At 52.6% G+C, this 26,453-nt stretch carries 26 protein-coding genes and 1 other RNA gene; 17 read left to right on the forward strand and 10 right to left on the reverse strand.

Features of this window, described 5'->3' with window-relative positions; translation table 11 throughout:
* Positions 1 to 46 precede the first annotated feature (46 nt).
* Positions 47 to 2,533, forward strand: coding sequence for a CoA-disulfide reductase (locus ACFSX3_RS02875; RefSeq protein WP_209990976.1), 2,487 nt, complete (start codon positions 47 to 49; stop codon positions 2,531 to 2,533).
* Positions 2,534 to 2,549: 16 nt separating this feature from the next.
* Positions 2,550 to 2,810, forward strand: a complete 261-nt coding sequence (locus tag ACFSX3_RS02880; protein ID WP_209990974.1) for a metal-sensitive transcriptional regulator — start codon at positions 2,550 to 2,552, stop codon at positions 2,808 to 2,810.
* Positions 2,811 to 3,084: 274 nt separating this feature from the next.
* Here ACFSX3_RS02880 and ACFSX3_RS02885 read toward each other — a convergent pair whose 3' ends face one another.
* From ACFSX3_RS02885 to ACFSX3_RS02900, 4 genes are all read right to left on the reverse strand, one after another.
* Positions 3,085 to 4,440 carry an MATE family efflux transporter gene (locus ACFSX3_RS02885; RefSeq protein ID WP_209990973.1) on the reverse strand — a complete coding sequence of 452 codons (1,356 nt, stop codon included), beginning with the start codon at positions 4,438 to 4,440 and terminating at the stop codon, positions 3,085 to 3,087.
* A 103-nt stretch (positions 4,441 to 4,543) separates the two neighbouring features.
* Complete coding sequence (locus tag ACFSX3_RS02890) at positions 4,544 to 5,770, reverse strand: putative glycoside hydrolase (protein WP_209990971.1); 1,227 nt, start codon at positions 5,768 to 5,770, stop codon at positions 4,544 to 4,546.
* Positions 5,771 to 6,011: 241 nt separating this feature from the next.
* On the reverse strand, positions 6,012 to 6,200 hold the full coding sequence (locus ACFSX3_RS02895; protein WP_171718441.1) for a hypothetical protein: 189 nt from the start codon (positions 6,198 to 6,200) through the stop codon (positions 6,012 to 6,014).
* A gap of 174 nt (positions 6,201 to 6,374) precedes the next feature.
* On the reverse strand, positions 6,375 to 7,202 hold the full coding sequence (locus tag ACFSX3_RS02900) for a YitT family protein (protein WP_379312581.1): 828 nt from the start codon (positions 7,200 to 7,202) through the stop codon (positions 6,375 to 6,377).
* Positions 7,203 to 7,518: 316 nt separating this feature from the next.
* Between ACFSX3_RS02900 and ACFSX3_RS02905 the strand changes: the two genes are divergently transcribed.
* Entirely contained in the window at positions 7,519 to 9,198 is a 1,680-nt protein-coding gene (locus ACFSX3_RS02905; RefSeq protein ID WP_209990969.1) for a DEAD/DEAH box helicase, read from the forward strand.
* 69 nt (positions 9,199 to 9,267) lie between these two features.
* Here the strand turns inward: ACFSX3_RS02905 and ACFSX3_RS02910 are convergent, their stop codons facing one another.
* Positions 9,268 to 9,363: a hypothetical protein gene (locus ACFSX3_RS02910; protein ID WP_036702210.1), complete on the reverse strand. Its 96-nt coding sequence runs from the start codon at positions 9,361 to 9,363 to the stop codon at positions 9,268 to 9,270.
* 179 nt (positions 9,364 to 9,542) lie between these two features.
* On the opposite strand from ACFSX3_RS02910, the gene ACFSX3_RS02915 reads away from it, so the two are divergent.
* The 3 genes from ACFSX3_RS02915 (at position 9,543) to ACFSX3_RS02925 (ending at position 11,227) form a co-directional block, all read left to right on the forward strand.
* The gene (locus ACFSX3_RS02915) at positions 9,543 to 10,391 is read left to right on the forward strand and encodes a YesL family protein (RefSeq protein ID WP_209990967.1); all 849 of its coding nucleotides are present in this window, start codon (positions 9,543 to 9,545) and stop codon (positions 10,389 to 10,391) included.
* Positions 10,392 to 10,495: 104 nt separating this feature from the next.
* Positions 10,496 to 10,687, forward strand: a non-coding RNA gene (gene ssrS, locus ACFSX3_RS02920) — 6S RNA.
* 150 nt (positions 10,688 to 10,837) lie between these two features.
* Positions 10,838 to 11,227 (forward strand): DUF1499 domain-containing protein, encoded by a 390-nt coding sequence (locus ACFSX3_RS02925; protein ID WP_209990964.1) that lies wholly within the window; start codon positions 10,838 to 10,840, stop codon positions 11,225 to 11,227.
* 198 nt (positions 11,228 to 11,425) lie between these two features.
* Here the strand turns inward: ACFSX3_RS02925 and tpx are convergent, their stop codons facing one another.
* On the reverse strand, positions 11,426 to 11,944 hold the full coding sequence (gene tpx, locus ACFSX3_RS02930; RefSeq protein WP_209990963.1) for a thiol peroxidase: 519 nt from the start codon (positions 11,942 to 11,944) through the stop codon (positions 11,426 to 11,428).
* Between the two features lie 112 nt (positions 11,945 to 12,056).
* Between tpx and ACFSX3_RS02935 the strand changes: the two genes are divergently transcribed.
* On the forward strand, positions 12,057 to 12,683 hold the full coding sequence (locus tag ACFSX3_RS02935) for a rhomboid family intramembrane serine protease (protein WP_209990961.1): 627 nt from the start codon (positions 12,057 to 12,059) through the stop codon (positions 12,681 to 12,683).
* Positions 12,684 to 12,695: 12 nt separating this feature from the next.
* Positions 12,696 to 13,613 (forward strand): LysR family transcriptional regulator, encoded by a 918-nt coding sequence (locus ACFSX3_RS02940; protein WP_209990959.1) that lies wholly within the window; start codon positions 12,696 to 12,698, stop codon positions 13,611 to 13,613.
* Between the two features lie 35 nt (positions 13,614 to 13,648).
* Here the strand turns inward: ACFSX3_RS02940 and ACFSX3_RS02945 are convergent, their stop codons facing one another.
* Positions 13,649 to 14,326: a zinc metallopeptidase gene (locus ACFSX3_RS02945; protein ID WP_379256841.1), complete on the reverse strand. Its 678-nt coding sequence runs from the start codon at positions 14,324 to 14,326 to the stop codon at positions 13,649 to 13,651.
* A 34-nt stretch (positions 14,327 to 14,360) separates the two neighbouring features.
* Positions 14,361 to 14,792 carry a MerR family transcriptional regulator gene (locus ACFSX3_RS02950; RefSeq protein WP_209990958.1) on the reverse strand — a complete coding sequence of 144 codons (432 nt, stop codon included), beginning with the start codon at positions 14,790 to 14,792 and terminating at the stop codon, positions 14,361 to 14,363.
* A 560-nt stretch (positions 14,793 to 15,352) separates the two neighbouring features.
* Here ACFSX3_RS02950 and ACFSX3_RS02955 point away from each other — a divergent pair.
* The 4 genes from ACFSX3_RS02955 to ACFSX3_RS02970 all read left to right on the forward strand — a co-directional run bounded on the left by ACFSX3_RS02955 (position 15,353) and on the right by ACFSX3_RS02970 (position 19,540).
* The gene (locus tag ACFSX3_RS02955; protein ID WP_209990956.1) at positions 15,353 to 16,747 is read left to right on the forward strand and encodes an ammonium transporter; all 1,395 of its coding nucleotides are present in this window, start codon (positions 15,353 to 15,355) and stop codon (positions 16,745 to 16,747) included.
* A 39-nt stretch (positions 16,748 to 16,786) separates the two neighbouring features.
* Complete coding sequence (locus tag ACFSX3_RS02960; RefSeq protein ID WP_209991211.1) at positions 16,787 to 17,860, forward strand: DUF294 nucleotidyltransferase-like domain-containing protein; 1,074 nt, start codon at positions 16,787 to 16,789, stop codon at positions 17,858 to 17,860.
* Positions 17,857 to 18,606 (forward strand): exonuclease domain-containing protein, encoded by a 750-nt coding sequence (locus ACFSX3_RS02965; protein WP_209990954.1) that lies wholly within the window; start codon positions 17,857 to 17,859, stop codon positions 18,604 to 18,606. Before ACFSX3_RS02960 ends, ACFSX3_RS02965 begins: the two co-directional genes overlap by 4 nt.
* A 373-nt stretch (positions 18,607 to 18,979) precedes the next feature.
* Positions 18,980 to 19,540: a TlpA family protein disulfide reductase gene (locus ACFSX3_RS02970; protein ID WP_209990952.1), complete on the forward strand. Its 561-nt coding sequence runs from the start codon at positions 18,980 to 18,982 to the stop codon at positions 19,538 to 19,540.
* Between the two features lie 96 nt (positions 19,541 to 19,636).
* On the opposite strand, the gene cimA is transcribed toward ACFSX3_RS02970, so the two are convergent.
* Complete coding sequence (cimA, locus tag ACFSX3_RS02975; protein WP_209990950.1) at positions 19,637 to 21,256, reverse strand: citramalate synthase; 1,620 nt, start codon at positions 21,254 to 21,256, stop codon at positions 19,637 to 19,639.
* 194 nt (positions 21,257 to 21,450) lie between these two features.
* Between cimA and ACFSX3_RS02980 the strand changes: the two genes are divergently transcribed.
* The 3 genes from ACFSX3_RS02980 to ACFSX3_RS02990 all read left to right on the forward strand — a co-directional run bounded on the left by ACFSX3_RS02980 (position 21,451) and on the right by ACFSX3_RS02990 (position 24,799).
* Positions 21,451 to 22,743 (forward strand): DNA polymerase IV, encoded by a 1,293-nt coding sequence (locus ACFSX3_RS02980; protein ID WP_209990948.1) that lies wholly within the window; start codon positions 21,451 to 21,453, stop codon positions 22,741 to 22,743.
* Positions 22,744 to 22,902: 159 nt separating this feature from the next.
* Entirely contained in the window at positions 22,903 to 23,145 is a 243-nt protein-coding gene (locus ACFSX3_RS02985) for a ferredoxin (RefSeq protein WP_036702186.1), read from the forward strand.
* Positions 23,146 to 23,341: 196 nt separating this feature from the next.
* The gene (locus ACFSX3_RS02990) at positions 23,342 to 24,799 is read left to right on the forward strand and encodes a L,D-transpeptidase family protein (protein ID WP_379256839.1); all 1,458 of its coding nucleotides are present in this window, start codon (positions 23,342 to 23,344) and stop codon (positions 24,797 to 24,799) included.
* Here ACFSX3_RS02990 and ACFSX3_RS02995 read toward each other — a convergent pair.
* Positions 24,796 to 24,933, reverse strand: a complete 138-nt coding sequence (locus ACFSX3_RS02995) for a hypothetical protein (RefSeq protein WP_209990946.1) — start codon at positions 24,931 to 24,933, stop codon at positions 24,796 to 24,798. The two genes, ACFSX3_RS02990 and ACFSX3_RS02995, sit on opposite strands and share 4 nt — an antisense overlap.
* Positions 24,934 to 25,146: 213 nt before the next feature.
* Here ACFSX3_RS02995 and ACFSX3_RS03000 point away from each other — a divergent pair, with 213 nt between their 5' ends.
* Together ACFSX3_RS03000 and ACFSX3_RS03005 are read left to right on the forward strand one after the other, a co-directional pair.
* Positions 25,147 to 25,284, forward strand: coding sequence for a hypothetical protein (locus ACFSX3_RS03000; protein WP_209990945.1), 138 nt, complete (start codon positions 25,147 to 25,149; stop codon positions 25,282 to 25,284).
* Positions 25,285 to 25,353: 69 nt separating this feature from the next.
* Positions 25,354 to 26,448 carry a quinone-dependent dihydroorotate dehydrogenase gene (locus ACFSX3_RS03005; protein WP_209990942.1) on the forward strand — a complete coding sequence of 365 codons (1,095 nt, stop codon included), beginning with the start codon at positions 25,354 to 25,356 and terminating at the stop codon, positions 26,446 to 26,448.
* Positions 26,449 to 26,453 lie beyond the last annotated feature (5 nt).

The following is a 26,453-nucleotide window of genomic DNA, read 5'->3' on the forward strand; positions in this document are numbered from 1 at the left end:
GTATATTATGATACCCATAGGGGTATACAAATAGGAGGGAATTAGAATGAGTAGAACTATAGTCATTATTGGCGGAGTTGCCGGAGGGGCATCGGCGGCCGCGCGTTTAAGAAGATTAAATGAAGAAGACCGGATCATTATGATAGAGCGGGGAGAGCATGTCTCTTTTGCCAATTGCGGGCTGCCGTACTATATCGGTGAGACGATTGATTCCCGGGACAAGCTGTTTCTGCAGACACCGGCTGGTATTCGGGCACGCTTCAATATCGATGTGAGAATCTTTACCGAGGCGACAGAGATTGACCGTGAACGTAAGCAGATTCACTGCCGCAGTGTAACAACAGGAGAGACCTGGCAGATTCCATACGATATTGTGATACTCTCACCGGGAGCGAAGCCGATAGTTCCCCCGATTCCGGGCATTTCAGAGGCTGATAACCTGTTTACCTTAAGAAATATTCCCGATACGGACCGTATCAAGGATTATGTGGATACCAATTCGCTCAGACATGCCACAGTGATCGGTGCGGGCTTCATCGGACTTGAAATGGCGGAGAACCTGCGGGAGCGCGGTCTTGCAGTCACCGTAATCGACAGGGGTAAGCAGATTCTGAACCCGCTTGATCTTGAAATGGTCCGCCCGCTGGAAGCGCATATGCGCCTTCATGGTGTAGAGCTGCGGCTGAACGAGGGAGTGGAGGCTATTGAAGAGCAGGGCCGGCTGCTTCGCCTCTCTTCCGGTGATCAGCTGAAGACAGATATAGTAATTATGGCCATCGGAGTCAGTCCTGAGAATGACCTGGCACGGAGCTGCGGACTTGAGCTGGGCATCCGGGGAGCGGTTAAGGTCAATGCCTCATTGCAGACCAGTGATCCGGCCATCTATGCCGTAGGGGATGTCATTGAAGTGAAGGACCGCGTTCAAGGGTTCGATACCATGGTCTCCCTGGCCTGGGGAGCGAACCGGCAGGGGCGTCTGGCCGCCGATCATATCAACGGGCGGGAAGCCTCTTACACTGGGGCATTAGGTACTGCGATTATCAAGATCTTCGATATGACTGCTGCGCTCACCGGGAACAACGAGAAGACGCTAAAATCACTGGGGGTATCTTATGAAGCGGTGCATATCCACCCCAATTCCCACGCCGGTTACTACCCCGGTGCTGCACCGATAGCGCTCAAGCTGCTCTTTAATCCGCAGACGGGAGATATTTATGGAGCACAAGCGGTCGGAAGTGCCGGTGTCGACAAAAGAATAGATGTCATTGCCACCGCTATCCGCAGCAAGCTTAAGGCTGATGAGCTGGCGGATCTGGAGCTGGCGTATGCGCCGCCGTATTCCTCGGCCAAAGATCCGGTCAATATGGCGGGCTATGTGGCCTCCAATCTGATGGAGGGACTCGTCCGTAATCTGCAATGGCATGAAGTCGATGAATTCACTCGCGGCGGCGGTCTTATCATTGATGTGAGAGACGAAGCAGAGCGTTTAGCTGGCTTCATCCCCGGTTCCATCAATATTCCGTTGTCTGAGCTGAGAGACCGGCTTGCAGAGATTCCGCGGGATCAGGAGATCGCCGTATCCTGCCAGGTAGGGCTGCGAGGCTACATTGCAGCCAGAATGTTAAGCCAATACGGTTATCCGGTGCGGAATGTTGACGGGGGCTACAAGACGTACGCAGCAATCGCCGCGGGGAATAATACTGGAGATTGCGGGAAGACAGGGGCACCGGCTTTGAAAGTGGAGAACCCGGCTCCCGCCCGTCTAGTCCATATCCAGGAACAGCTTAGCAGTAAGCCGCCGCTCTTGCTGGATGCTTGCGGTTTACAGTGCCCCGGCCCTATACTCAAAGTATATGAGACTATCAGTTCTATGGAGGAAGGCCAGCGGGTAGAGATCGCTGCAACGGATTTCGGTTTTGCCGCTGACATCAGACAGTGGTGCAGCAAGACGGGGAACACGCTGGAATCGGTGGATGTCTCCGGCGGCAAAGTGAAGGCACTGGTGCGCAAAGGACAGGACCCGGCTGACAGTACTGGGGTTCAGGCAGCACAGGCAGCGGTCCAGGAAGGGACTACGATGGTTGTATTCAGCGGCGATCTGGACAAATCCATTGCCTCGTTCATTATTGCTATAGGCGCAGCATCGATGGGCAAGCAGGTCACTATGTTCTTTACCTTCTGGGGGCTGAATGTTCTTCGGCGCGCAGAGTCCCCGCGGGTGAAGAAATCGGGTCTTGAGACTATGTTTGGCCTAATGATGCCCAAGGGGACACGCAAGCTTCCTTTATCCAGAATGAATATGGGCGGGCTCGGTGCCAAGATGATCCGGTATACGATGCGCCGCAAGAATGTGGATTCCTTGGAACAGCTTATGCAGGCGGCGATGAATGCCGGTGTGAAGCTGATGGCCTGCACGATGAGTATGGACATCATGGGCATTAAGCAGGAGGAATTAATTGAAGGTGTAGACTTCGGCGGTGTTGCCAGCTATCTTGGAGCTGCCGAGGATTCGGGCGTGAACTTATTCATCTAGAGGGGGCCAAGAGACAGTGGAGTATGATAAAGCTATTACCAACCGGTTGAAGCGTATTGAAGGTCAGGTAAGGGGAGTGCTGGGGATGCTGGAGGAAGGCAAGGATTGCCGTGAAATCGTAACTCAGCTGACCGCGATCCGAACAGCCGTAGACCGTTCTATTGGTGCAGTGATCGGAGACAATCTGGAGCACTGTATCCAGGAAGAGCTTGCGAAAGGGAATTCTCCCGAACAAGTGATTAAGGAAGCGGTGGATCTGCTTGTAAAAAGCCGGTAGTTGAAAAGGGGCTGTCCAAAGCCATAAAATGGCTTGGACAGCCCCTTTGCGTTTTTGAAGAATGAATTCGTATCCCGCTTAAACAGCGGAGAGGACGGAACGAATGTGGAAAAGCGAATGCGGTCGCCTTTGTCCCCGGATTTTCACCGCTAAGGGGAATCCAAAAAATCTGGGGACAAGAGCGATTGGAACATCGGTCCGTTCGCGCAGCGTTCATTCAAGTGCGCAAAGTTGATCCTACTCCAATACAAAGGGGCTTGTTCTTGGCTCGTTATCATGCTCCCTTTACAGCGAATCTTCTCTGCACCCTGACAAGCCGGGCCAACAGCAGAATTGCACCTATTCCAAGGCCGGTAATGAGTCCAATCCAGTAGCCGTAGGCCCCAAGCTCCGTATAGGTGGCGAGCAGGTAACCAACCGGCAGGCCGATCACCCAGTAGGCGATGAAGCAAATAATGAATGCAGGGTTGACATCCTTATAGCCCCGCAGCACGCCTTGGGTCGGAGTTGCAATGGCATCGGAGATCTGGAAGAAGATCGCATAGATCAGGAAATGCTGGATCAGCGAGATCACCTCATGGTCATCCGAGTACAACCCGGCGACATGATTCCCGGCGAATAGCAGCACTAATGCTGTGAGCAGGGAGAGCGCAGCAGCCGTGCATATGCCCATAATGCCATACTGGCGCGCATCCTTCAGCCGGCCGGAGCCGCTCTCGAAGCCGACGAGAATCGTCAGGCTCATACAGATGCTCAGCGGAATCATATAAAGGGTGGAGGCGAAGTTAATGGCAGCTTGATGGGCAGCGATTGTGATGGTATCGAAGCGGCTCATCAGCAGGGTTACTGCAGAGAATACGGCCGTCTCGAAAAAGATAGAAAAGCCGATGGGCACACCGATTTTCAGCAATTCCTTGAAGCTTGCCAGGGCCATCGCGTGAAATTTGCGGAAAATCTGAAGATTGCGGAAAGGCTCGGCCCGGTAGACGAAGATTAGGGCAATCAGGAAGATGACCCAGTATGTAATGGCAGAGGCTACACCTGCTCCTACTCCGCCAAGGCGGGGGAATCCAAAGTTACCGAAGATCAGCAGATAGTTAAGCCCGACATTGACCGGCAGGGCCATCAGGGTAATGAACATGGAGATACGGGTCTGACCCAGAGCATCAATACAGCTGCGGACAACCGTGTAGCCGAACAGCGGGATAATGCCGAAGGAGATGGCACTCAGGAAGCGGAAGGCGATGTCGTGTACCGCAGGCTCCAGATTCATGAAATTCAGAATCGGTGAGAGGGCGAAGCCGCCAAGAACCAGCACGAGTACCGAGACAATCAGGGAGAGCCACATGCCCTGCATCACCTGGTGAGCCACATCCTTACCCCGTTTGCTGCCGATGAGATGCGACACAATGGGCGTGATCCCCATAAGAATACCGCTGAGGCCTGTCTGGATGGGAATCCATAGACTTGTGCCGATGGCAACCCCGGCGAGATCATTCGTGCCGAATTTGCCGGACATATTAGTATCAAAGAAGGTGATGGCCGACAATGCAATCTGAGTAATCAGGATCGGAAGCAATATATGCAGGAATTGCCCGGCCTTTTGCTTAATGGTGGAAGTCTGTTTCATGATATCAATGCCCCGTAATTTGTATTTTGAATACTTATAATCCCAGTAAAAAGCCCGGCAGCTGCCGGGCTCTGAATATCGTGCAGTTATAATTGCAGAAAACTTATTGTTCGTACTTCACATCGGCGGTATAGCGGTTATTGGCATTCCAAAGCAGGAATTCTTCGATATTCTCGTCCTTCAAGGCACGGATCTGATCTTCAACCTGCTTCTTGCCGTATTTGACATAATGTCCGCTGCCCAGCCAGCTGGCGGTGAAATCCTGAATCCAAGGGCGGATCACAGGCTTGTAAGTGCCTAGCGGGTTAAGCTTCTTGTGAGTATCGACCATCGAGCCCTTGATCGTTGCATAAGGGTCTTTGTCCGGGTCCTTCACATCGAACCAGCCGGTGGAATAATGGCTCGGATAGACCATAGGGCTGATAACATCGACATTCTTGGAGATCTTCACGAAATCCTGGCCAATGCCCTCTGCGGCAGGTACCGAGGCGGCATAGCCGAAGATATCAACGGAGATTCGGACTCCGAGCGGTGCCAGCTCAGCTTTGGCGTATTTCACAAAGTCGGCGATAATTTCCACACGCGGTCTGTCGCTCTTCGTGTATTTCAGGCTGTCCGCACGCTTCTCGAAGCCTTCAGGGAAACGTACATAGTCAAACTGGATCTCCTTGAACCCGAGCTTAACGGCCTCCTTGGCAATGTCTACATTATACTTCCACACCGCTTCATTATAAGGATTGACGAAGCTGTCTCCGCCTTTGTTGGCCCAGACAGAGCCGTCTTTGTTGACGAAGGATAATTCCTTGTTCTTTTTGGCGAGCACCGAATCTTTAAATACCACGATCCGTGCAATCGGGTAGACATCATGCTCCTTCAGGCGGGTCATCAGCTTGTTGATATCACCAATGAACGGCTGGGGATGTCCCATTTGCTGAAGCTCAGCATTATCCGTCTTGTACGTGATGTATCCGGCATCATCCTTAATATCGATGACCATGGAATTCAGCTCTGTCTTGTCCAGCAGGGCAAGCAGAGTTTCCATCCGTGCGCCCCCGGCACTGTAAGCAGTGACGTAGACCCCTTTTACTTTGGGAGCATCCGGCTGTGGATCACTATGGAGTGCTGCCTCCGGCGATGCGCTTGGTGAAGGGGAGGTGCTTGTGCCGCCTCCATTCGGTGAAGCTGCTGCGTCCGGATTGGTTGTGTGTTCTGCGACGATGGGGGGATTCATGGCGCTCTGCAGTACTGCTGCCACATCAGCTTCATGTCCTTGATTCTGGACACCAACGCCTCCGAGGGCCATCATCAGTAAAGCCCAGGTGATATTCATTTCTTATTCGCTCCCTTTATGTACATTCCTTATAAAGTATAAGGTAACGGATGCACCCAAAAAGAACAGACTTGTAACAATACCCGTAATTTTTTGATGTCATAAATCCGCTCTTGTTGTTTATAAACGGGATGTACAGATTTTAAACCGCTGATTATAAAAGTAAATGCCGCCCCGGACTGGCACGAAGGCCAACGACCAGGGCGGCAACTATCACAACTTGCACTTTAGGGCAGCTTGCTCAATGAAGATACGCAGAATTCTGATGCTCGCAAATGCTGTAATGGATGATATCCATGGCATCTGCCGGTTCCAGAATACTCAGACCGTCACGCAGTACGATTACTGAATTGAGTTCGTCCTGCTTCAGGAACGGTATCATATCCGGATACCACCTCATGACGATTGCTGACAGTTTTACCGTTTCCATTTCCACAACAATCACCCTTTCCTTTTTCGAATCGAACTGAACTAGAATTCAGGGTCCAACCGGAAAAACGAAGTGCCTGGAAAAAAGAGGGTAAATCACAATCTTCATGAAATTGTTAAGGTCCTGCGTAGTAATAATATAACATAATTTGAACGGATAATCATTTCTTATGATTTACCGTTTGCGGAAAGAGCCCATGACTCCGACTGTCTCAACAATATTTACAAAAGCCTGCGGGTCGCTTGTTTTGATGATCCGCTTCAGCTCTGCCAGCTCATACCTTGTGGTCACTGTCATTAGCATGTCCCGTTCTACATGAGAATAAGCGCCTTCTGTCTTAAATTTTGTAACTCCGCGCTGAAGACCCAGCAATTGCTGCAGCAGCTCGTCTGTCCGGTTGGTGATAATATACACGGTGACTTTGATGTGGCTGATATGAATCAGGTCGACTACCTTGCCGGTGACGTAAATGGAGACCATCGAAGCAAGCGCCAGGTTCCAGTTGTCGTCAAAATAAGCCGCTGCAAGAATTACTAGCCCGTTGAGGCCGACCAGCACACTGCCAACCGGGAAATCCCGGTACCGTGTTATAATGGAACCAAGAATGTCGAAGCCGCCCGAGGATCCGCCTACCCGGAAGGACACGCCGGCGCCGACACCCACCAGCACCCCTCCGAAGACAGAGGCGAGCAGCATATCCGAGGACACCTGAAAGACCGGCACCACTGTCATCATCCAGGTAGTTGCCCCTACAGAGACAATGCTCAGGAGGATAAACCTGCGGCCCAGCTGGAACCAACCGGCGGCGAGCAGCGGGATATTGAAAAGCAGGTACAGTAGGCTGATATTGAACGGAGTGAAATAACCGGCCAGCATGGCGAGGCCGGATACACCTCCGCTGAGCAGTCTGTGGGGGATCAGGAACAGATTAAAGCCGCTTGCGATCATCGCTGAACCGAAGAGAACGGCAAGAAAGCTCCCGAATAACCGTAGTTTAACCAAGCAAATTCACCTCTGAGTGTAATGTAAGTAATGAAAGTAAGGAATACACTGGTATTCCTTATTGGGTTTGTGATATAATGTATAGGATATTCTTGAGTAGGACGTTACAATGGTATTTTTGCATTGCTTTAGAATGCGAAGTTACAATTGTCAGGTGTACGTAGTGGCCTGATCATAGGACATTTTTTTGTCCCAATACGCGCTAAACCATGCAGAAAATACGGCATGATTGGACAGCCTATAAATGTGTTTACCGCTACTTAAGAATACAGACAAGCATGTGGAATGTCCACTGTATAGAAGGAGCATGAATAATTTGAAAACATTCGCAGAATTTGGCTTGGAGCCAAAAGTACTTCAAGCAATTACAGAGCTAGGATTTGAAGAGGCAACACCCATCCAGGAGCAGGCCATCCCGCTTGCTATGGCCGGAACGGATCTAATCGGCCAGGCACAGACGGGTACAGGTAAGACTGCAGCCTTCGGAATTCCCCTCATTTCCAAGATCGCACGGGAAGACGAAAGAATCCTTGCACTGATTATGACACCGACACGTGAGCTTGCCATTCAGGTTGCTGAAGAAATCGGCAAATTGACCCGCTTCAAGGGACTTCGTTCATTGGCTATCTACGGCGGGCAGGATATCGGCCGCCAGATTCGCGGACTGAAGAGAAAACCACAGATTATCATTGGTACACCAGGACGTCTCCTGGACCACATTAACCGCAAAACCATCCGCCTGGATGATGTTCAGACGATCGTACTGGATGAAGCCGATGAAATGCTCGATATGGGCTTCATGGAGGATATCCAGTCAATCCTCAAGCTCGTTCCTGAAGAACGTCAGACCATGCTCTTCTCGGCTACTATGCCTCCTAACATTCAACGTCTTGCCCAGCAGTTCCTGAAGAACCCACAGCATGTATCCGTAATACCTAAGCAGATTAGCGCACCACTTATCGATCAGGCTTATGTTGAAGTTCCTGAACGCCAGAAATTTGAAGCGCTGAGCCGCTTGATTGACATGGAATCCCCTGATCTGGCTATCGTATTCGGCCGTACCAAACGCCGTGTAGACGAGCTTGCTGAAGGATTGCAGAAGCGCGGATACTCCGCTGACGGCCTGCACGGTGACTTGTCCCAGAACCAGCGCGATGCAGTAATGCGTAAATTCCGCGACGGCAGCATCGATGTATTGGTAGCTACAGACGTAGCAGCACGTGGTCTGGACGTTTCCGGCGTAACGCATGTAATCAACTTCGACCTGCCTCAGGACCCTGAGAGCTATGTACACCGTATCGGCCGTACAGGCCGCGCCGGTAAAGAAGGTACCGCTTGGTCCTTCGTAACTCCGCGCGAAATGGATCACCTGCACCTGATCGAACGCGTTACCCGTCACCGTATTACCCGTAAACCGCTTCCTACAATGGCTGAGGCTATTGAAGGCAAACAACGCATTACAGCAGAACGTCTGCTTGCAATGGTTGAGGATGCTGAACTGAACGAATACAAAGGAATTGCCATTCAATTGCTGGAGCAATATGATTCTGTACAGCTGCTGTCCGCAGCTATGAAGCTTCTTACCGGCGATAACAAGGATGCGCAAATTGAGTTGACTCCGGAAGATCCGATCCGTGCCAAACGTCGCGGCGGCAAGAACGATATCCGCAGCGGACGCAAGCCTAACGGCGGCGGCTATGGCGGTAACCGTACAGGTCCCGGATCTGGCAGTGGTGGCGGCTATCGCGGCAACCGTGACAATGCAAGCAGCGGCGGCGGCTATCGCGGTAACCGTGACAATGCAAGTGGCGGCGGAAGCACCCGTGGCGGGTACAGCAGTGGCTACGGCGGCAACAGCGGAAGCACAAGCGGCAGCAGCTACGGTGGCGGCTACAAAGGCAACCGTGATGGGGCAAGCCGCACAGACGGAAGACCATCCTCGCGTCCGAGCAGCAGCACTAGTACACGCCCGGCCAAGCAGGATTTTGACGCTTAAGCAATAGCTGAGCACCCTGAAGAAGACGAGCAACCGTTACCGGTTCTCGTCTTCTTTTTTTGAATTCGCTTAGATGAAGGTGCGGCTGATAATGACCAGCAGGATGAATAACACGAGAATCGTTCCAGTGGAAGTCCAAGGATTGCAGCAGCCTGGTGCGGACATGAGGTCAACCTCCTTTGAACATGGGGAATTTGTTGTGGTTACATTGTAATATATGGACGGATTAGGGAGCTTGCTTAGACGCTTACCTAGAACTTGTAAACTTGGGCGCTGGAAAAGTCCTGTGCAAACAGGTATAGTTAAGATACGCAGTATGCATAAGATAGACAGGAGGAAGGGAATTGGAGTTTAAAGGAGCAATGGGCGGTATATACCGCATCACGGAATGGATCTCACGTATCGCCTTCAGCAATATTTTATGGGCGTTGTGTTCGATTCCGTTCCTGTTCGCAGGGATTTTGAAGATCCTCATGATGGGTTCAGGGGCAGGCGGACCGAATGAGCAGATTATGCTCAACTGGGTACTTGGTGTATTCGCACCATTCACTGTATTTCCGGCTACGGCGGCATTATTTACAGTGGTGCGCAAATGGGTAATGGGCAATACGGATGTTAGTACATTCCGCACTTTTTTTCAGGGGTACAAAGAGAATTATCTGAAAAGCATGCTAGGAGGGCTTATCTACACCCTGCTGTTTGTAGTTATGTACGTTGATGTGACCGTATACATGACACAAATGGCCAATTTTAAAATTGTCGGTATCCTGATGCTGGTGCTGATGATTATTTTGTTCGTATCCATGTTTAACTTCTTCTCCATCGTGGTTCACTACCAGATGACGTTCAAGGAAGTGGTAACCAATTCTATTCTGCTCACGATCGCCCGGCCGATCCGTGTGTTCTCGACGTTGATTGGTGCAGGGGTTCTTCTCTATATAGGTCTGCGTTATCCGGTACTCTATGTGCTGTGTATTCCTACGCTGATTGCTATGCTTGCCTTCTTTAATTTCTTCGCTACATACAATAAGCTGCAACTACAGGTGGAGAAGAAAAAGCTGGCTGAAGAACAGGCGGCGCTGGAAGCAGCTGAGAATGAAGGTCTCTCCTCCGAAGACGATGATGATGATGACGAAGACGAGGATGAAGACGACAGAGATAAGGATACCGGTAAGGATTTCAAGCGGACTTAACCTTCCCTTGATTATCCGGGCAGTAATGTCAACGGTAAATGATCCCGGTGTTAAATAAAGCGCATACAGGTTTACTTTTAGGTCAAGAAGCAATATAATGATTATAAATCCTGCGATGTACGTTATGGCTGCTCGTTGTTTTGAACCAATGATAATGTCTTGGGAGATCTACACGAAGCGCGGCTGAACAGCCCTGTCTATATGACCTGGGGAATTCAAAAACGACTTCTGCGGTCACCCACCTGCTCTAGCAGGTTCAGAAGACACTGCAGCTGGACGGCATAGGCGGGTTTTCTAATGGAATTGACAAGGCATCCTGTTACCTGCTCAGCTGCGGGTTAGAGGGTGCCTTTTTCAAGGTTAAAGTGAGCAATACCCTTTTGTTCCGCGGACAAGAGTGTTACACTTAGGGTAGTGAACTTGGGATGTGAAGAGGGGGAAGAATTTTGTCGTTGAAAAGAACCTTGGTCGGTTTATTTCGCAGTCATGACGGAACAAGCGACCGTGCCAAAGATCCGGCATTGAAAACGCGTTATTACAATCTTTCAAGAGACAAGGCGTGGGACGAAGTATCCGCAACGCTGAAGAAAATTCCTGGATTTAAAGTCTTACATGAAGTGCAGTCTGTAGGGGAGATTACCCTGGAGAAAAGAACGGCGTTAGGCCGCTCACTGGATATTACCGTATCTGTGTTAAGCACCACGCCCGTACGCTGTGCCGTAGATATATATTCAGCATCCAGAGGGTCGCTTGGTGATCTGGGTGCCAATTACCGTGTCATTCAGCGTTTGTACCAGTCTTTGGATAAGAAGCTGGGCAAATTTAAGGTGGATTAAGGACACCCCGCCGGACATGTATTGCCGGGATTGTATGCGGTTTCCGGGAGTGGGACAGCCCGTTCCGCGCACAGATCTCCTTATTGATCATCATACGCAAAAAGCGGGAGAAGGATGACCTTCTGCCGCTTTTTTTCAAAAATGTAGACGTCTATAGGCTTGGATGTTGTATAACATATCAGTGCTGTCCGTTCAAGCTTACAGTAGTGCCTTAACCGCAGAGATCGCCGCTTCGTAGTCCGGGTGCTCAGCCATTTCACCGAGATACTCGACATAAGCCAAAGTGTCGTTCTTGTCCACAACGAAGATGGACCGCATATCGAGGCGGAACTCCTTGATCAGGACGCCGTAGGCTTGTCCGAAGGAAGTCTCTTTGTGGTCAGACAGGGTAATAACACTGTCAATGCCTGCGGCACCGCACCAGCGGGCTTGGGCGAAGGGGAGGTCTGTACTGATGGTGAGGATGACCACATCATCGCCAAGACCGGAAGCCTCACTGTTGAAGCGGCGGGTCTGCGCATCGCACACACCGGTATCCAGGGAAGGTACAACGCTGATCAGCTTGATTTTGCCAGCGTAATCTGTAAGTGTAACATCTTCCAGGAGATTCTTGCTTACCGTGAATTGCGGTGCGGAATCTCCGGCTTTCAGCTGCGGGCCTACCAGAGTAATGGGGTTGCCCTTAAAAGTGGCTACGCCTGTTCTTTCTTGCGTCATGTCCTTGTTTCCTCCTTGAATTGCATTATTGGCATGTACCTGCCAGAATAAATTATAATCTTTTTAGAAGCTGGATGTCGAGCTGGACAACATACATAAAAGGATGGGTGTTATGATTTTTATAAGGTATGAGAAATGGAGAAGTTATCTCCGGTATTATCCTGTTACTTGTGCGCTGATTCTGGCCAATGTGATTATGTTCATCGTGCTGTCGCTGAATGGCGGCTCCGCCAATCTGTATACGCTTGTGAAGTATGGGGCAACGGTTAATGTGGGTCCTGAGAAGGATGAGCTGTGGCGCTACGCGGCGGCGATGTTCCTGCATAACGGCTTCGCCCATTTGTTCTTCAACAGCTTCTCGCTGCTTGTGTTCGCCCCGCCGCTGGAGCGGCTGATGGGCTGGTGGCGGTATGCGCTGCTGTATCTGGGCGGAGGCTTCATTGCGAATCTACTGGGGGTTGTGATAAGCAGCCGCGGGACCGTGGAGATTGGAATTGTCTCTGTAGGGGCCTCCGGAGCGATCTACGCCGTCTATGGCGCGTTCCTCTATATCGCAGTGTTCCAGAGGGCAATGATGGATGAGGGCTCACGCAAGACGCTCTACGGACTTCTGGTGATGGGAATTATCATGTCCTTTGCTGCTCCGAATATTAATTATATGGCTCATATTGGCGGCCTGATCGCCGGATTCTTCATCTATGGGCTAATCATCCGTGTATTCAAAAGAAAACGACGATAAGGAAGTGTAGTTTTGGAGCTTAGACAGCTGCAGTATTTTCTGAAGGTTGCGCAGAAGGAACATGTCACCAGAGCAGCGGAGGAGCTGCATGTAGCACAATCTGCGGTAAGCCGCCAGATTCATCAGCTGGAGCAGGAGCTGGGGGTCGATCTGTTCATGCAGAAGGGGAGAAATCTGCAGCTTACGCCTGTCGGGCAGCTCTTTTGCAAAAGAGTGGAGTCGTTGCTGAATGAGCTGGACCGGTCGGTGGCGGAGGTGCATGAATTCCTCGATCCGGAGCGGGGAGAGATCCGCATTGGCTTCCCGCACAGCCTCGGAACCCATCTCATTCCTTCGATTGTGGCGGAATTCCGCCGTCACTATCCGCATGTGAAATTCCGCTTCAAGCAGGGAGCTTACCCCTCCTTGATTAAGGATGTCATCTCTGGAGAGGTGGATCTGGCATTCATCTCCCCGTTCCCTGAGAATGCACCGCATGTGGCCGGAGATATCGTCATGACCGAGGAGTTGTTCGCCATTCTGCCGCAGAATCATCCGCTGGCCAGTCAGGAAGTAATCCGGCTGGAGCAGCTGAGGGAAGAGAAGTTCGTGTTATTCAGTCAAGGCTACTCGCTGCGGCCGATTGTGTGGCAGGCCTGCCTTGCGGCAGGGTTCAAGCCGCAGATTGCTTTTGAAGGCGGGGAGACCGATACGATCCGCGGCCTGGTTGCGGCCGGGATGGGGGTAAGTCTGCTGCCGGAGATGGCGCTCTACCAGACCAATCCGATGCAGCCTGCGCAGGTCCGGGTGGTGGAGCCTACGATTACCAGAACCGTCGGGCTGATTCACCGGGCCGAAGGCAAGCTGCCGCTGGTCGCCCAGTCCTTCCGTAACTTCCTGCTTACCTATTTCAAAGACAGACACACAGACAATACCCCGGTCGGCTCATAGCCTACCGGGGTATTGTCTGTGTAGTGATATAGATCTTAATCGCGGTTACCGAGGAACATCAGGATCAAGCGGATCAGTTCGATCAGGGATACCAGCGCTGCTGCCACATAGGTGAGTGCTGCGGCATTCAGGACCTTGGCTACCCCGCGCTCTTCATCATTGCGGATGAAGCCCTGCTGGACCATAATCTGGCGCGCACGGCTGCTGGCGTTGAATTCAACGGGCAGCGTGACCAGCTGGAAGGCTACTGCGGCAGAGAAGAAGATAATACCGAGTCCAATAAGGTTGAGTGAGCTGAAGATGAAGCCTGCAAGCAGCATGAAGGGGGCGACCCCGGATGCAAAGTTCACGACCGGGAACATCCGGTGGCGGAGCGCCAGCATCGGATAATGCTCCTTATGCTGAATCGCATGGCCGATCTCGTGACAAGCGACGGAGACCGCTGCGATGGAGCTTTCGTAATATACAGGCTCCGACAGCCGCACAACGCGGTTAATCGGGTCGTAGTGGTCCGTGAGGGTTCCTTGAACCGGTTCAATAGGAACATCGTAGAGTCCGTTGGCATCCAGCATACGCCGGGCAGCTTCATAACCCGTTAAGCCGTTCATGTTCGGCACCTTAGCCCATTTCTTGAAATTGCCTTTGACCCTGAACTGGGCCCATACAGAAAAGATAAAAGCGACGGCTAACAATACATACATTAGTGGCATCATATGTGCTCATTCCTCCATTATAAATTACAAGCTGTTACATTGGCGGCCCCTGCGTCAGTAGAAGCCGGATCGCTTCCATACAGGCGACGCCCTGAGGAATCAGTGCTGCCAGTGCCCGGTTGGCCTGGCCAGGCTTCAAACCGCTTATCACGGGCTCCAGGGCCTTCACTTCCCGTTCAAGCTGCTGCATCTGAAGCTCAAGCTGGACCAGCTTGCCGGAGACCTCAGCCTCAGGTGTGGCTGCATTCCACTTGCCCATCAGGGATTTGATTTCTTCCAATGTATATTTCTCTTGCTTAAGCTGATTAATACGTTGCAGAACGACTAAGGTTTCATGACTGTAGAGCCGGTAATTTTTCATGCTCCTGGATTCCGGTATAATCAGTCCGAGCTTCGTATAATAATCAATGGTACGTTCGCTGATGCCAGCCGCCTTGGCCAGCTCTCCGATCCGGTAAAGGGTCATATCTCCAAGTTATCTCACCTCGCTATTTCCTGCGTAAAATAATCATATCAAATTGGAAACCGTACAGTCAAACGTGACGCTTACTTTAAAGTATATGCTGATTTTTCATAAAGATGCTTGGGGGAAATTGAACCGGGAGTGTTCCTTAGAGGAGGCGAAATCATGTTAAACATAACGTGATGTGTTATGTATTTATTTCTATAGCTCTGCGGGAAACCATCAGGATTGCGGTGGGCGGAGAGTGCTGTATGGTGTGATCAAGCGATAATAAAAGGCATTTTTACTAATAGATATTAATAAAAATACAGCATGAACCTAAGGGGAAAGCTCTAATGGCTGTATGCGTTTGCATAAGCGGTACATAAGGATACTTACTAATTAAGGAGGGGAATTCGCAGCGGCGCTGGGAATGAGCCTTGCGTGAAGAAAGGCGCAGCTTCCAAAATTAAATTAAAACATTCAAAAAAATAGTCTTGTCAATTTACCTGACTTCTGATTATAATGACATTAAGAGTTTCACGCTTTGTTAGAAAATATAACATTGGGGAGTGGGGTACAATATGAAAAAAAAGATGTTGATGATGTTCCTGGGTATGATTACACTGATGATCTATCCGGTCAGCGCATTCGCGGCTGAGGGTCCGGCAGCACCGGATCTGCAAATCGGATTGGACACTGCATTTACGTTCCTGGCCTTTATCCTTGTGTTCTTCATGCAATCAGGGTTCGCATTACTCGAGGCCGGTTCGGTCCGGATGAAGAATGCCGGTCACGTAGCCGGTAAGACGGTACTGACTCTGGCGATTGCAAGCTTATGCTTCTGGGCACTGGGCTTTGGCCTTGGCTTCGGTAACGGCAACAGCTTCTTCGGAACTACAGGCTTCTTGTATGGTGGCGATTCGGCCGCCTCTGCATTCGAATCCCTGGCCTTCTCCGATGTTACACTAAATACGAAATTCCTGTTCCAAATGGCATTTGCGGCAGTCTCCCTGGCGATTGTATCCGGCGGTATGGCTGAACGTGCTAAGCTTAGCGTCTATATTATCTTCGGAATTCTCTTCTCGGTTGTGATTTATCCGGTTGTAGCTCACTGGGTATGGGGCGGTGGCTGGCTGGCAGAGCTGAGCATGCAGGATTATGCAGGTTCTACGGTAGTCCATCTTACAGGGGCAACGGCGGCTGTAGTGGCGACCATTCTCCTCAAGCCTCGTCTTGGCAAATTCAACAAAGAAGGCAAGCCGGTCATTATTCCGGGTCATAACCAGGTATTCACTGTCCTTGGGGTTATCATTCTCTGGTTCGGCTGGTTCGGCTTCAACCCCGGCAGCGCGATGTCCCCTATGGGCGGATTCTTCGGACACGTAGCATTGACTACTAACATTGCAGCGGCGGCAGGCGGTTTGGCAGCACTGGCAGCTTCCTGGTTGTACTTCGGCAAATCCGATATTCCGGCAATGCTTAACGGCGTACTGGCAGCACTCGTTGCCATCACCGGTGCCTGTGCCTTCGTAGAGCCTTGGGCAGCTATTATTATCGGTCTCATTGCCGGTGCCTTCACCTTCATGACTTCGCAGTGGCTGGAGCGTGCAGGACTGGATGATCCAATCTATGCTTTCTCTGTACATGGTATTGCCGGTATGTGGGGGGCGTTGTCTACAGGCCTCTTCGCAGCACCTGATCTGATTGAACAGGGCGGACTTGTAGGTAAAGCAGGTCTGTTCTACGGCGGAGGCTTCCATCAGCTCGGCGTACAGGCGCTGGGTGTAGTCGGAACCTTCGTGTTCGTAGCTGTGATGTCCTTCATCATCCTGTATGTAATGAAGATGGTTATGGGTATCCGTGTAACGGAAGAAGAAGAATTGATGGGTCTGGATATCAGTGAGCATGGTACGTACGGTTATCCTGAGCAAATGAAGCTGATCAGTGAATCAGAATCCAAAACCCTCAAACACTAATATTTATACTCAGGCAGGGAGGCGGACCGCGTGGCTTCGATGGAGACAGCAGATTGGAACGAAGAAGAAAGTTACTTGTCCATCGTAACAGCCGGTTCGCCGGAGGAGCTTAAGGCGAGGCGTACCGTTTGTCAACAAGTGCTTCTGGAGCAGTTGAACGTGATTCCGGTACAGGAATGGATGTACCGTGTCAATGTCATGCATGACCAGCTTGCCAGAACGGCGGTACGCATATGTGAGGCGCAGATGAAGGAGGCGGGCTACGGCCTGCCTCCCTGCGCCTATTCCTTTATTGTATTCGGCAGTGCAGGCCGGCAGGAGGCTACGCTGTGGAGCGATCAGGATAACGGCTTGATTGTTGAGGAAGCGCTGGAGGGTGAGCGGAAAAGGTATTTTGAAGCTTTTGGCAGCATGCTGTCGGATGTGCTTGAGGCGATTGGCTATGAGAAATGCGAGGGAAGGGTCATGTGCTCTGAGCCGCTCTGGCGGAAGTCACTGGCTGACTGGAAGCGGCAGCTGGCAGACTGGATGGAGCAGCTCGAATGGGAGCCTGTCCGGTACCTGATTATCGCTTCGGATATGCGCCATGTTGCCGGAAGTGAGGCGCTGTCTGCGCAGTGGCGGAAAGCCCTGCATACCGGATTCACGGATAACAGCAAATTGACGATGGCGGTACTGCGCAATACGGTGCGCCATAAGGCAACGCTGAATCTGCTGGGGCAGGTGCTTACGGAACGGTTCGGTGATAATGCCGGCGGCTTCGATGTTAAATATGGCCTCTACATTCCGCTGGTCAATATCGTCAGGCACTTATCGCTGCTGCATGGAATAGAGACATCTTCGACACTAAAGAGGCTGGATGAACTGGCGAAGCTGGAGCAGTATCAGCATCTGGAAGAGATCAGGCGGGCTTGTCTGACAGCGCTCAGGATGCGGGTGAATACGCCATTTACGGTGACGGACGGCCTGATCGTGAGCAGTGATTATTATGCCGAGAATGATCTGAAGAATAAGCAGCTCCGGGCGGAGCTGCGGGAAAGTCTGCTGCTGATCAGACGCCTGCATAAGGCGCTGCAGCGGCAGCTCCGGTCAGCGGAAAGGAGACAGCTATGAAGGAGCCGAGCAAAGGCGGAGGATTCTGGAATAATCTGCGGCAAGGCGGAATGCCCTCCGCCATCGCTTCCATGAGAGGCGGAGAATCCGCGCAGCAGACAGCCCAGCAAATGGCCTTTATCCGTTCTTTGATGCGTGAGAAACGGCGTCCCGAGGTGCTGCACACTCCGCTGTCTGAACTGGAGACGGTGATATTCGATCTGGAGACTACGGGCTTCTCCCACCAGGGCGGGGACGAGATTATGTCCATTGGGGCGATCCGGGTGGTCGGGGAAGAGATCAAGGCAGAGGAATGCTTTTATACACTGGTGAACTGCGGGGCAACGATTCCTGACAATATTACGAGACTGACCGGAATCTCAGCAGATATGACCTCCTCTGCTCCGCCGCTGATGGACGGCCTGCATAACTTCATGTCCTTCGTCGGGCAGCGGGTGCTGGTAGCGCACGGAAGTGCTCATGACAAGGCGTTCCTGAATGCTGCCTTATGGAAGACGTCCAAGGTCCAGTTAACCCACCGGGTGCTGGATACGATGATGCTGGCCCGCTGGCTGGAGCCGCACCGCAGTAATTACACGCTCGATGAGCTGCTGGCGATCCATGAGATTCCCATTGAGGGCCGCCATCATGCGCTTGAGGATGCCAAGATGACGGCGAAGCTATGGGTGGCGTACATCCGCCAGATTTTGCAAAAGAACCAGGTAGATACGCTAGGCGACTTGTACGCCTATCTGAGCAGGACTTGAGGGCTATTGTGTAAGACTAGCCGGGTGCAGTGCAAAGCGGGGGCTATTAAGGTATATCAGGAAGGCGGCGGGTCAGGCGCTACGTTGCGTATCGGCCTTAGGCCAATACACATGCCACCCGCTGCGGCAGCACCAGCAGCTGTCCGCAGGTCTCCTGCGGCAGCCGGGCAGCAGAAGCTTCCCCAGCCTCTGCTGTACGGATGAGTCCGGTCTGAACAGCCGGAGGCTTCCCTGGCCGCTGTCTGCTTTACCCCTCTCTCTTCATGGGATTTCGTCTTTGACGGAATCCTCTTTTTTATGTAAATAACGTTTGAAACTGGAGCAAGTGGGGGTACAATAGAGAAAAACCCTCCATGCAAAGGAACTGAACCCTATGAAAGCAGTCCATAAACGGAATGTAACGATTCTGGCCTTGATTGTTTTTCTGGCTGTTCTTGCCATAGAACATAAAGTGAAATCGGAGCCCAAGGCGGTTGCGGTCCTCCAGCAGACAGCGGAACCGGAGACTGGGGCATCCGCCGGACTCAAAGCGCCTCCTTTTACAGTGCAGGAAGGGGATAAGCAATACGGGGTCGATGGGGCAAGGGAGAAACCGGTTATTCTTAACTTCTGGGCTTCCTGGTGCGATCCATGCCAGCAGGAGGCTCCTGAGCTGAATAAGTTGGCTATGAAATACAGCAAGGTGTTGGATGTTTACGGAATTAACGTGACCAGCCAGGATTATAAGCCTAATGCGGAACGCTTCGTCAAGAAGTACATGCTGACCTTCCCGGTGTTGTATGATCTGAAAGGCCAAATCTTCGATAAGTATAATGGGGCAGTGTTCCCGACCAACGTATTGATTGATAAGAACGGGATCATCAGCGAGATTATTCTGGGGGTTCTGAGTGCAGAGGAATTGGAGAAAAAGATTATCGCGCTGACCGGCTCCTAGCCACAGGCGATCAGCCGCATAGTGAAAAGCCCTCCTGCGCGGAGAAAGTTCCGCATCGGAGGGCTTTTTGGGTTGCATAGAGCGAAGTCAAGGCGGTCAGTGATTGACCAGACCTCGCGGTTCCTTGCTGGTCTGGATGCCCTGCTCCAGTGAGATCTGCCCCAGAAGGGCATAGCGCATGGAATCGACCAGGGCTTCCCAGCTCGCTTCGATCACGTTGCTGGATACGCCTACGGTGCTCCAGGTGTCGCTATAGTCCTTGGATTCAATCAGCACGCGTACCTTCGCGGCAGTCTGATCCTGTTCATCCAGCACGCGGACCTTATAGTCAGAGAGATGCATATCCTTGAGCTGTGGGAAGTAGGTCTGCAGCGCCTTACGCAGCGCATTATCCAGCGCGTTGACGGGTCCGTTGCCTTCGGCGGCTGTGTACAGGCTCTCGCCGCCGACCTTCAGCTTGACGAAGGCTTCGGAGACGACAGGGCGGCCGGCGGTTTTCTCGACCAGCATCTTGAATGATTCGAAGGTGAATAGCTCGTTCATCTCGCCGGTCGCTTCCCGGAGCAGCAATTCAAGCGAAGCATCCGCGCCTTCGAACTGATACCCCTGATGTTCAAGATCCTTGATCTTGTCGATAACCTTGCGGGCCTGCTCGCTGCTTGGATCAAGGCTAAGCCCCATCTCCTGTGCCTTGGACAGCACATTGCTCTGTCCGGCCAGCTCGGAGACCAGTACACGCTGCTTATTGCCGACCAGCTCGGGGGCGATATGCTCATAGGTCCGTGAATCACGCAGGATCGCCGAGACATGAATCCCGCCCTTATGGGCAAAGGCTGCTGCCCCCACATAAGGCTGGTTCACCGGCATGTTCACGTTGGCGACCTCACTGATATACCGGGCCGTGTTGGTGAGCTGCGGCAGGGAATCTCCGGGGATGCAGTGGTAGCCCATTTTGAGCTGCAGCGTTGGGATAATGGAGCATAGATTGGCATTCCCGCAGCGCTCGCCGTAGCCGTTAATGGTCCCCTGGACCTGCCGGGCACCGGCGCCGATTGCGCTCAGGGTGTTGGCAACCGCGAGCTCACAATCGTTGTGTGTATGAATACCGAGCGATGCTTCAGGGAGCAGCACACCGATGCTTGTCACAATATCATGGATCTCATGCGGCAGGGTTCCGCCGTTCGTATCGCACATCACCAGCCAGTCTGCTCCGGCCTCGCGGGCACGGGTAAGAACAGCTGCGGCGTATTCCGGGTTGTTCTTGAAGCCATCGAAGAAATGCTCTGCATCGAAGATGACCTCAAGCCCCTTGCGCTTCAAATAAGAGATGGAGTCGAAGGTCATGGCCAGGTTCTCTTCCAGGGTCGTCTGCAGGGCGGTATGAACATGGAAATCCCACGATTTGCCCACCAGGGTAGCCGCCGGAACGCCTGCGTTAATCATCCGCTGCAGTCCCTCGTCCTGCTCGGTGAGCGTGTTCTTGCGCCGGGTGCTGCCGAATGCGGTAATCTTGGCATTTAGATGGAGCTCCTGGACTCTTTTGAAAAATTCGATGTCCTTGTTGTTGCTTCCCGGATTGCCGCCTTCGATATAATGGACACCCAGATCGTCGAGTTTCCTGGCAATCTTCAGCTTGTCATCCGCCGACAGACTGATCCCCTCGCCTTGTGTTCCATCGCGCAGGGTAGTATCGAAGATAGAGATAGACTTAGACATGAGTGTCCTCCTAAAAGTGTTGTTAGCCTTCGTATAGGAAATTAATTTTTATATTATAGCATTTTTACGCGGGAAAGTAACAAAGAACTTTTCACCTCGCTGTCACAAGCGGCCCTCTGGCAAGTTGACCTCCCGCCGGGGTAGAGGTATGCTGACAATAACAATGGAACCCCGAAGATAAGAAGGTGGATACCATGCAGAGTGTGGATCAATATTATCCGGCAAGCGGCAGGGTTATTCTGCATGTGGACATGAATGCCTTCTACTGCTCTGTGCATGAGGCGGAAGATCCGGAGCAATATAAAGGCAAGGCGACAGCGGTGGCGGGCAGCGTGGAGGCTAGAAGGGGAATTATCGTCACCTGCTCCTACGCCGCGCGCAGGCTGGGCATCTCCACCGGGATGCAGGTGCAGAAGGCGTTGCGAATTTGTCCTTCCTTAATGCTTATTAAGCCGGATTTTCATCTATACCGCAAGTACTCCAATGCATTCATGCAGATTGCCTACAGCTATACTCCGCTGCTCGAAGCGGTCTCGATAGACGAATGCTATCTCGATATCACCGGCTCCCGCCAATTCGGAACGCCGCCGGAGATTGCCGAGGCGATACAGCGGCGGATTTTGGAGGAGCTGGGTCTGCCCTGCTCCATCGGGATTGCCCCCAACAAGCTGCTGGCGAAGATCGCTTCCGATCTGAAGAAGCCCAGCGGGATCTCAGTGCTGCGCCTGCGCGATGTGCCGACCGTGCTGTGGGACAAGCCGTGCAATGAGATGTTTGGTATTGGCGGCAAGACGGCTGAGAAGCTGCGCAAGCTGGGGATCTACAGCATCGGACAGCTGGCGGCGGCGGACGAGGCGATGCTGGTCGGCCATTTCGGCGTCATGGGTGCCTGGCTGAAGCGGGCGGGGAACGGGATTGATCACGGGATCGTGAATCCGCAGCGGGAGCAGAGCAAATCCATCGGCCACACAACCACGCTGCCGCATGATGTGGTGGGGCTGGCTGAGGCGCGCCCGATTCTGCTGAACCTAAGCGATCAGGTGGCGCGCAGGCTGAGGAAGCAAGGGCTGGTTGCAGCGGGGGTACAGCTGACGATCCGCACGCCGGATATGAAGACGATCACCCGCTCCCGCCAGCTTGAGGCTCCCACGGAGAGTGCCGAGGACATCTATAAGGTGGCCTGCGACCAGTTCGCGCGCCACTGGAAGGGCGATAAGCCGGTGCGGTTGCTGGGGGTAACGCTCCAGGGGCTGATGCCCAAAGAGGAGTCGGCCATTCAGCTGGATCTGTTCGACTACGAACGGCAGCCGAAGAAGGAATCGCTCAATAAGGCGATGGATATGCTGCGCAACAAATTCGGCGAGAATGCAGTGCTGACCGCAGGGATGCTGAGCGACAGCCACTCGGCGCGGCTGCGTAACCATAAGGAGCGGGGCACCTCGCTGCAGAAGGACAATCTGGGCGGTGCAGATAAGGATATAGACTGAACTAAGGCCCGGAATCAGCCGCCTGGAGCATCGCAGAGAATGAGGCAATAATGTCAACACATTGAAAATTCATTGAAATTGTATCCTATTTATATTAATATGAGAAAAATAACAGGCTGCGACTGCAGGCTGTATAGTTAAGCGGGAGGCAGAGAAAAAATGGCTAAGTACACTTGGGTCGAGAAAGACACATGCATCGCTTGTGGTGCTTGTGGCGCGACCGCCCCTGATATTTTTGATTACGATGATGAAGGTTTGGCAGAAGTGATCTATGAGAACGACGGCAACCACGGTAATGTAGTGATTCCGGACGACTTGTTCGATGACCTGCAGGATTCAGCTGACGGATGCCCTACAGATTCCATTAAGATTGCAGATGCACCTTTCAACAAAGAAGGCTAAGCTCCTGCCATCACATAAAGACATCTCTGGACCGCGATAAATGCGGCTTGAGGTGTCTTTTTTTGCATCCTCTGCCGATATAAAATAGAAGATAGATACGCATACATAACTATATAACCAAAAGCGGGAAGGATCGAGGGGGACTTAAGGGTCGGCTGGAGCGAAAGCGGCCGGAGGTCAGAGGGGGTTCCCCGCAGTGACGACTGAGCTTAAAGTGGAGGCCAACATGAAGAATGCTCAGCATCTAAAAGCCTATGTACAGATGCATCCGGATAATAAGATGGCATGGTACTTGCTTGGTAAGGAATACTATAAGAACGGGCAGTATGGAAAAGCGAATTACTGCTATAATCAGGCCGGGGAAGTGTATGAGGCTTTTGAACGCAGCAAGGTACCGGCGGATATGCTGCAGCAGTATGAGGAAGGGCTGCTTGAATCGGCCAGGGAACGGCAGACTGCGAGGCTCAGGAAGCGCCGGGTGCTGCTGGCTCTAATGCTGCTGCTCTTGCTGCTTATTCCGGCTGCCGTAGCGCCGGGACTTCAGCCGGACAATGCGGGCATAGCTGCACCGGTCGCGGCGGTCTCAGCCGTGCTGCCGGAGACAGCCGAAGAGAGGCCGGTAAGTCCCCAAGAACCGGCAAGTCTGGATTTCACGGCGGTAGCGGCGGATGCTGCTGCGGGGGGCGGGGGCCTTGCAGCCATCCTGAAGTCGGCGAAGACGCCTTCCGCCACCGCACTGCTCGGTATGAAGCGCTCGGGCAAATGGCTGCTGTGGAAGAAAGGACTGCCGCTGGAGGCCACCCTTGCCAAGAGTGGAGAAGGACGTATAGTCTATCAGTCCTATAATCCGGCAGCGTGCGCATGCCAGCCGCCGGATTCGGCGGAGCTTAAGCAGCAGGGGCTGAGCTGGCAGAAGCAGCAGGAGGAGCTGGCTGTGCTCTGGAGTGCGCTGCGTGCGTACAAGAACAGCAAGGGAGCTTATCCCGAAGCGGTACAGGAATTAGTGAAGCCGTTCCCGGCGAACGTGCTGGGCGGCATCACCCCGCTGATGAAGGAAGCCTTCGCACCTCTGAGAGCAGCCGCACGAGGAGAGGCGCCGCTGCTCTCAGCATCACCGCAGCCGTCTGGCGGCCAAGATGCAGGTACTCCGGGGCAAGAGCAGACGGGCGGCGGACGTCCGGCGGCGGGGCCGGGGGAGAAGCTTTTTTTCAAAGAACCGCTTGCTATTATTGTTGATAAGCAAAACCACCGTCTGGCGGTCACCAGCGGCAATGTGATTGTGCGGAATTATGCTGTGGGACTCGGTGGGGATAAGACCCCTGAAGGTGAGTTCGCCATTAAGGATAAGGTTGTGAACCCGAACGGGCGCGATAACGGGGAGTTCGGCAGCCGCGGCATGCAGCTCTCGGACAGTAATTATGCGATTCACGGGACGAATGAGCCGGATAGCATCGGCAAGGATGAGTCACTGGGGTGTATCCGGATGAGCCGGAAGGATGTGGAGGAGCTGTTCGCGATGGTGCCGATAGGCACGAAGGTTCAGATCAGTCAAGGGGTTCTGCCTGAGGAGCTGGTCGTACCGGAGGAACGTTTCCCTTCGGATTCGCCCCGTAATCAGACCAACCCCCATAAAGTATACCATTGGCTGAACTAATTCCCGACAAAGACAAATAAAACGGCGATAAGCGCAATCAGAAGTACCAGACTGGCGCCGATCCACAGAATGGCTTTGCGGTTCACTTCTTCTTTTTTCTGCTGGAGTGTAGGAGGCTTACGTTTTGTTGACATTAGGTCACCCTTCTTTCTCTCTTAGTCTGTGATAACCCTTACATGTGAGGATTGGCGGCGGTGCATGGAACTTGTACCCGCTCCTCTATTCTAGTCTGGATGAAAAGACAAGTCTAGCTGCAATCTCTTACGGCAGGGACTGGACGGCTGAAGCCTTAGTCTATACAGAGGAATACCGGCTGGAGTATTATAAGGAAGGTTTTATGCTGGAGCGTGAAGGACACAGAAGCAGGAGTGATGCTGTTGTGGCAAGTATTTGAATACGGAATTGGCGGCGGCGTCAAGGAAGTGCGGCAGGGCGGGGACAATCGCTGCGGCAAAAAACTTTTCTTTTCCACCGGAAACGGATAAAATTAAGAAGAAACCTATAGATACGGGAGTCGTTATGTCAATTGTGGTTCCCTTGAAGGAGCGAGAACGGTGCTGTATCGACATTTTGGTAAACCAATTTTCTTTAAAATGGACCCAGAGACTGCGCATCATCTCGTCATCGGCGGACTGAATAAAGCAGATCTAGTTCCCGGCGGGAGCGCGGCCATGCGCCTGATGTACGGGGTTCCTGAGACGGCTGACCTTGCGGTGGACCTGTTCGGGGTACATTTTCCGACGCCTGTGGGCTTAGCGGCAGGACTGGATAAGAATGCGGAAGCGGTAGGAGGCTTCTCTTCGATCGGCTTCGGATTTATGGAGGTAGGCACGGTAACTCCGGTAGGCCAGCCCGGCAATGACAGTCCCCGGCTGTTCCGGCTGCTGCCTGACAAGGCGCTAATTAACCGGATGGGCTTCAATAATGAAGGCGCGGAGGCCATGGCTGAACGCCTCAAGAAGCTGAAGAAACGCAGAATTCCGGTGGCGGTCAATATCGGACGCAACAAGGCCACCCCGAATGAATTGGCGCATGAGGATTACCGCAAGTGTATCCGTACGCTGTATCCGTACGGTGATTTTTTTGTGGTCAACATCAGCTCGCCGAATACCCCGGATCTCCGGAGTCTTCAGCATGGCAGCGAGCTCTCAAACCTGCTTAGCGAGGTTAAGGAAGAGATGGAGCTGCAGCGGGAGAAGACGGGCATCAAGAAGGGGCTGCTGGTCAAGATCGCTCCCGATGTCAGTGACGCTGAGCTGGAATATATGGTACATACCCTCACGGAAGCCCGAATGGACGGCGTGATTGCCACCAATACGACCCTCTCCCGTGAAGGGCTGCGGAGCGATAAAGCCGGTGAGACGGGCGGGCTGAGCGGCCAGCCGCTGCGTGACCGTTCCACGGAGATTATCCGCAGAATTTATAGCCAGACCGGCGGCAAGCTGCCGATTATCGGGTCGGGCGGGATTTTTACAGCCCAGGATGCTTACGATAAAATACGGGCGGGCGCCAGTCTGGTCGAAATTTATACAGCACTCATCTATGAAGGGCCGGAGGTTAACCGTAGAGTGCATGCCGGACTACGGCAGCTGCTGCGGCGGGATGGCTTCCAGAGGCTCCTTGATGCGGTAGGCGCTGATCATCACTGAAGGAT

This window comes from Paenibacillus rhizoplanae (assembly GCF_042684125.1).
GTDB classification, from domain to species: Bacteria; Bacillota; Bacilli; order Paenibacillales; family Paenibacillaceae; genus Paenibacillus_AQ; species Paenibacillus_AQ rhizoplanae.

Bases quoted from the DNA above. Each gene is read 5' to 3' on its own strand.
- ACFSX3_RS02950 (WP_209990958.1), bottom strand. From the start codon at position 14,792: ATGACCCTTTACCGGATCGGAGAGCTGGCCAAGGCGGCTGGCATCAGC.
- cimA (WP_209990950.1), bottom strand. From the start codon at position 21,256: ATGTCTAAGTCTATCTCTATCTTCGATACTACCCTGCGCGATGGAACA.
- ACFSX3_RS02895 (WP_171718441.1), bottom strand. From the start codon at position 6,200: ATGGAAACGGTAAAACTGTCAGCAATCGTCATGAGGTGGTATCCGGAT.
- ACFSX3_RS02995 (WP_209990946.1), bottom strand. From the start codon at position 24,933: ATGTCAACAAAACGTAAGCCTCCTACACTCCAGCAGAAAAAAGAAGAA.
- ACFSX3_RS02910 (WP_036702210.1), bottom strand. From the start codon at position 9,363: ATGTCCGCACCAGGCTGCTGCAATCCTTGGACTTCCACTGGAACGATT.
- ACFSX3_RS02945 (WP_379256841.1), bottom strand. From the start codon at position 14,326: ATGATGCCACTAATGTATGTATTGTTAGCCGTCGCTTTTATCTTTTCT.
- ACFSX3_RS02955 (WP_209990956.1), top strand. From the start codon at position 15,353: ATGAAAAAAAAGATGTTGATGATGTTCCTGGGTATGATTACACTGATG.
- ACFSX3_RS02885 (WP_209990973.1), bottom strand. From the start codon at position 4,440: ATGAAACAGACTTCCACCATTAAGCAAAAGGCCGGGCAATTCCTGCAT.
- ACFSX3_RS02970 (WP_209990952.1), top strand. From the start codon at position 18,980: ATGAAAGCAGTCCATAAACGGAATGTAACGATTCTGGCCTTGATTGTT.
- ACFSX3_RS02890 (WP_209990971.1), bottom strand. From the start codon at position 5,770: ATGAATATCACCTGGGCTTTACTGATGATGGCCCTCGGAGGCGTTGGT.
- ACFSX3_RS02965 (WP_209990954.1), top strand. From the start codon at position 17,857: ATGAAGGAGCCGAGCAAAGGCGGAGGATTCTGGAATAATCTGCGGCAA.
- ACFSX3_RS02875 (WP_209990976.1), top strand. From the start codon at position 47: ATGAGTAGAACTATAGTCATTATTGGCGGAGTTGCCGGAGGGGCATCG.
- ACFSX3_RS02935 (WP_209990961.1), top strand. From the start codon at position 12,057: ATGATTTTTATAAGGTATGAGAAATGGAGAAGTTATCTCCGGTATTAT.
- tpx (WP_209990963.1), bottom strand. From the start codon at position 11,944: ATGACGCAAGAAAGAACAGGCGTAGCCACTTTTAAGGGCAACCCCATT.
- ACFSX3_RS02960 (WP_209991211.1), top strand. From the start codon at position 16,787: ATGGAGACAGCAGATTGGAACGAAGAAGAAAGTTACTTGTCCATCGTA.
- ACFSX3_RS02980 (WP_209990948.1), top strand. From the start codon at position 21,451: ATGCAGAGTGTGGATCAATATTATCCGGCAAGCGGCAGGGTTATTCTG.
- ACFSX3_RS02985 (WP_036702186.1), top strand. From the start codon at position 22,903: ATGGCTAAGTACACTTGGGTCGAGAAAGACACATGCATCGCTTGTGGT.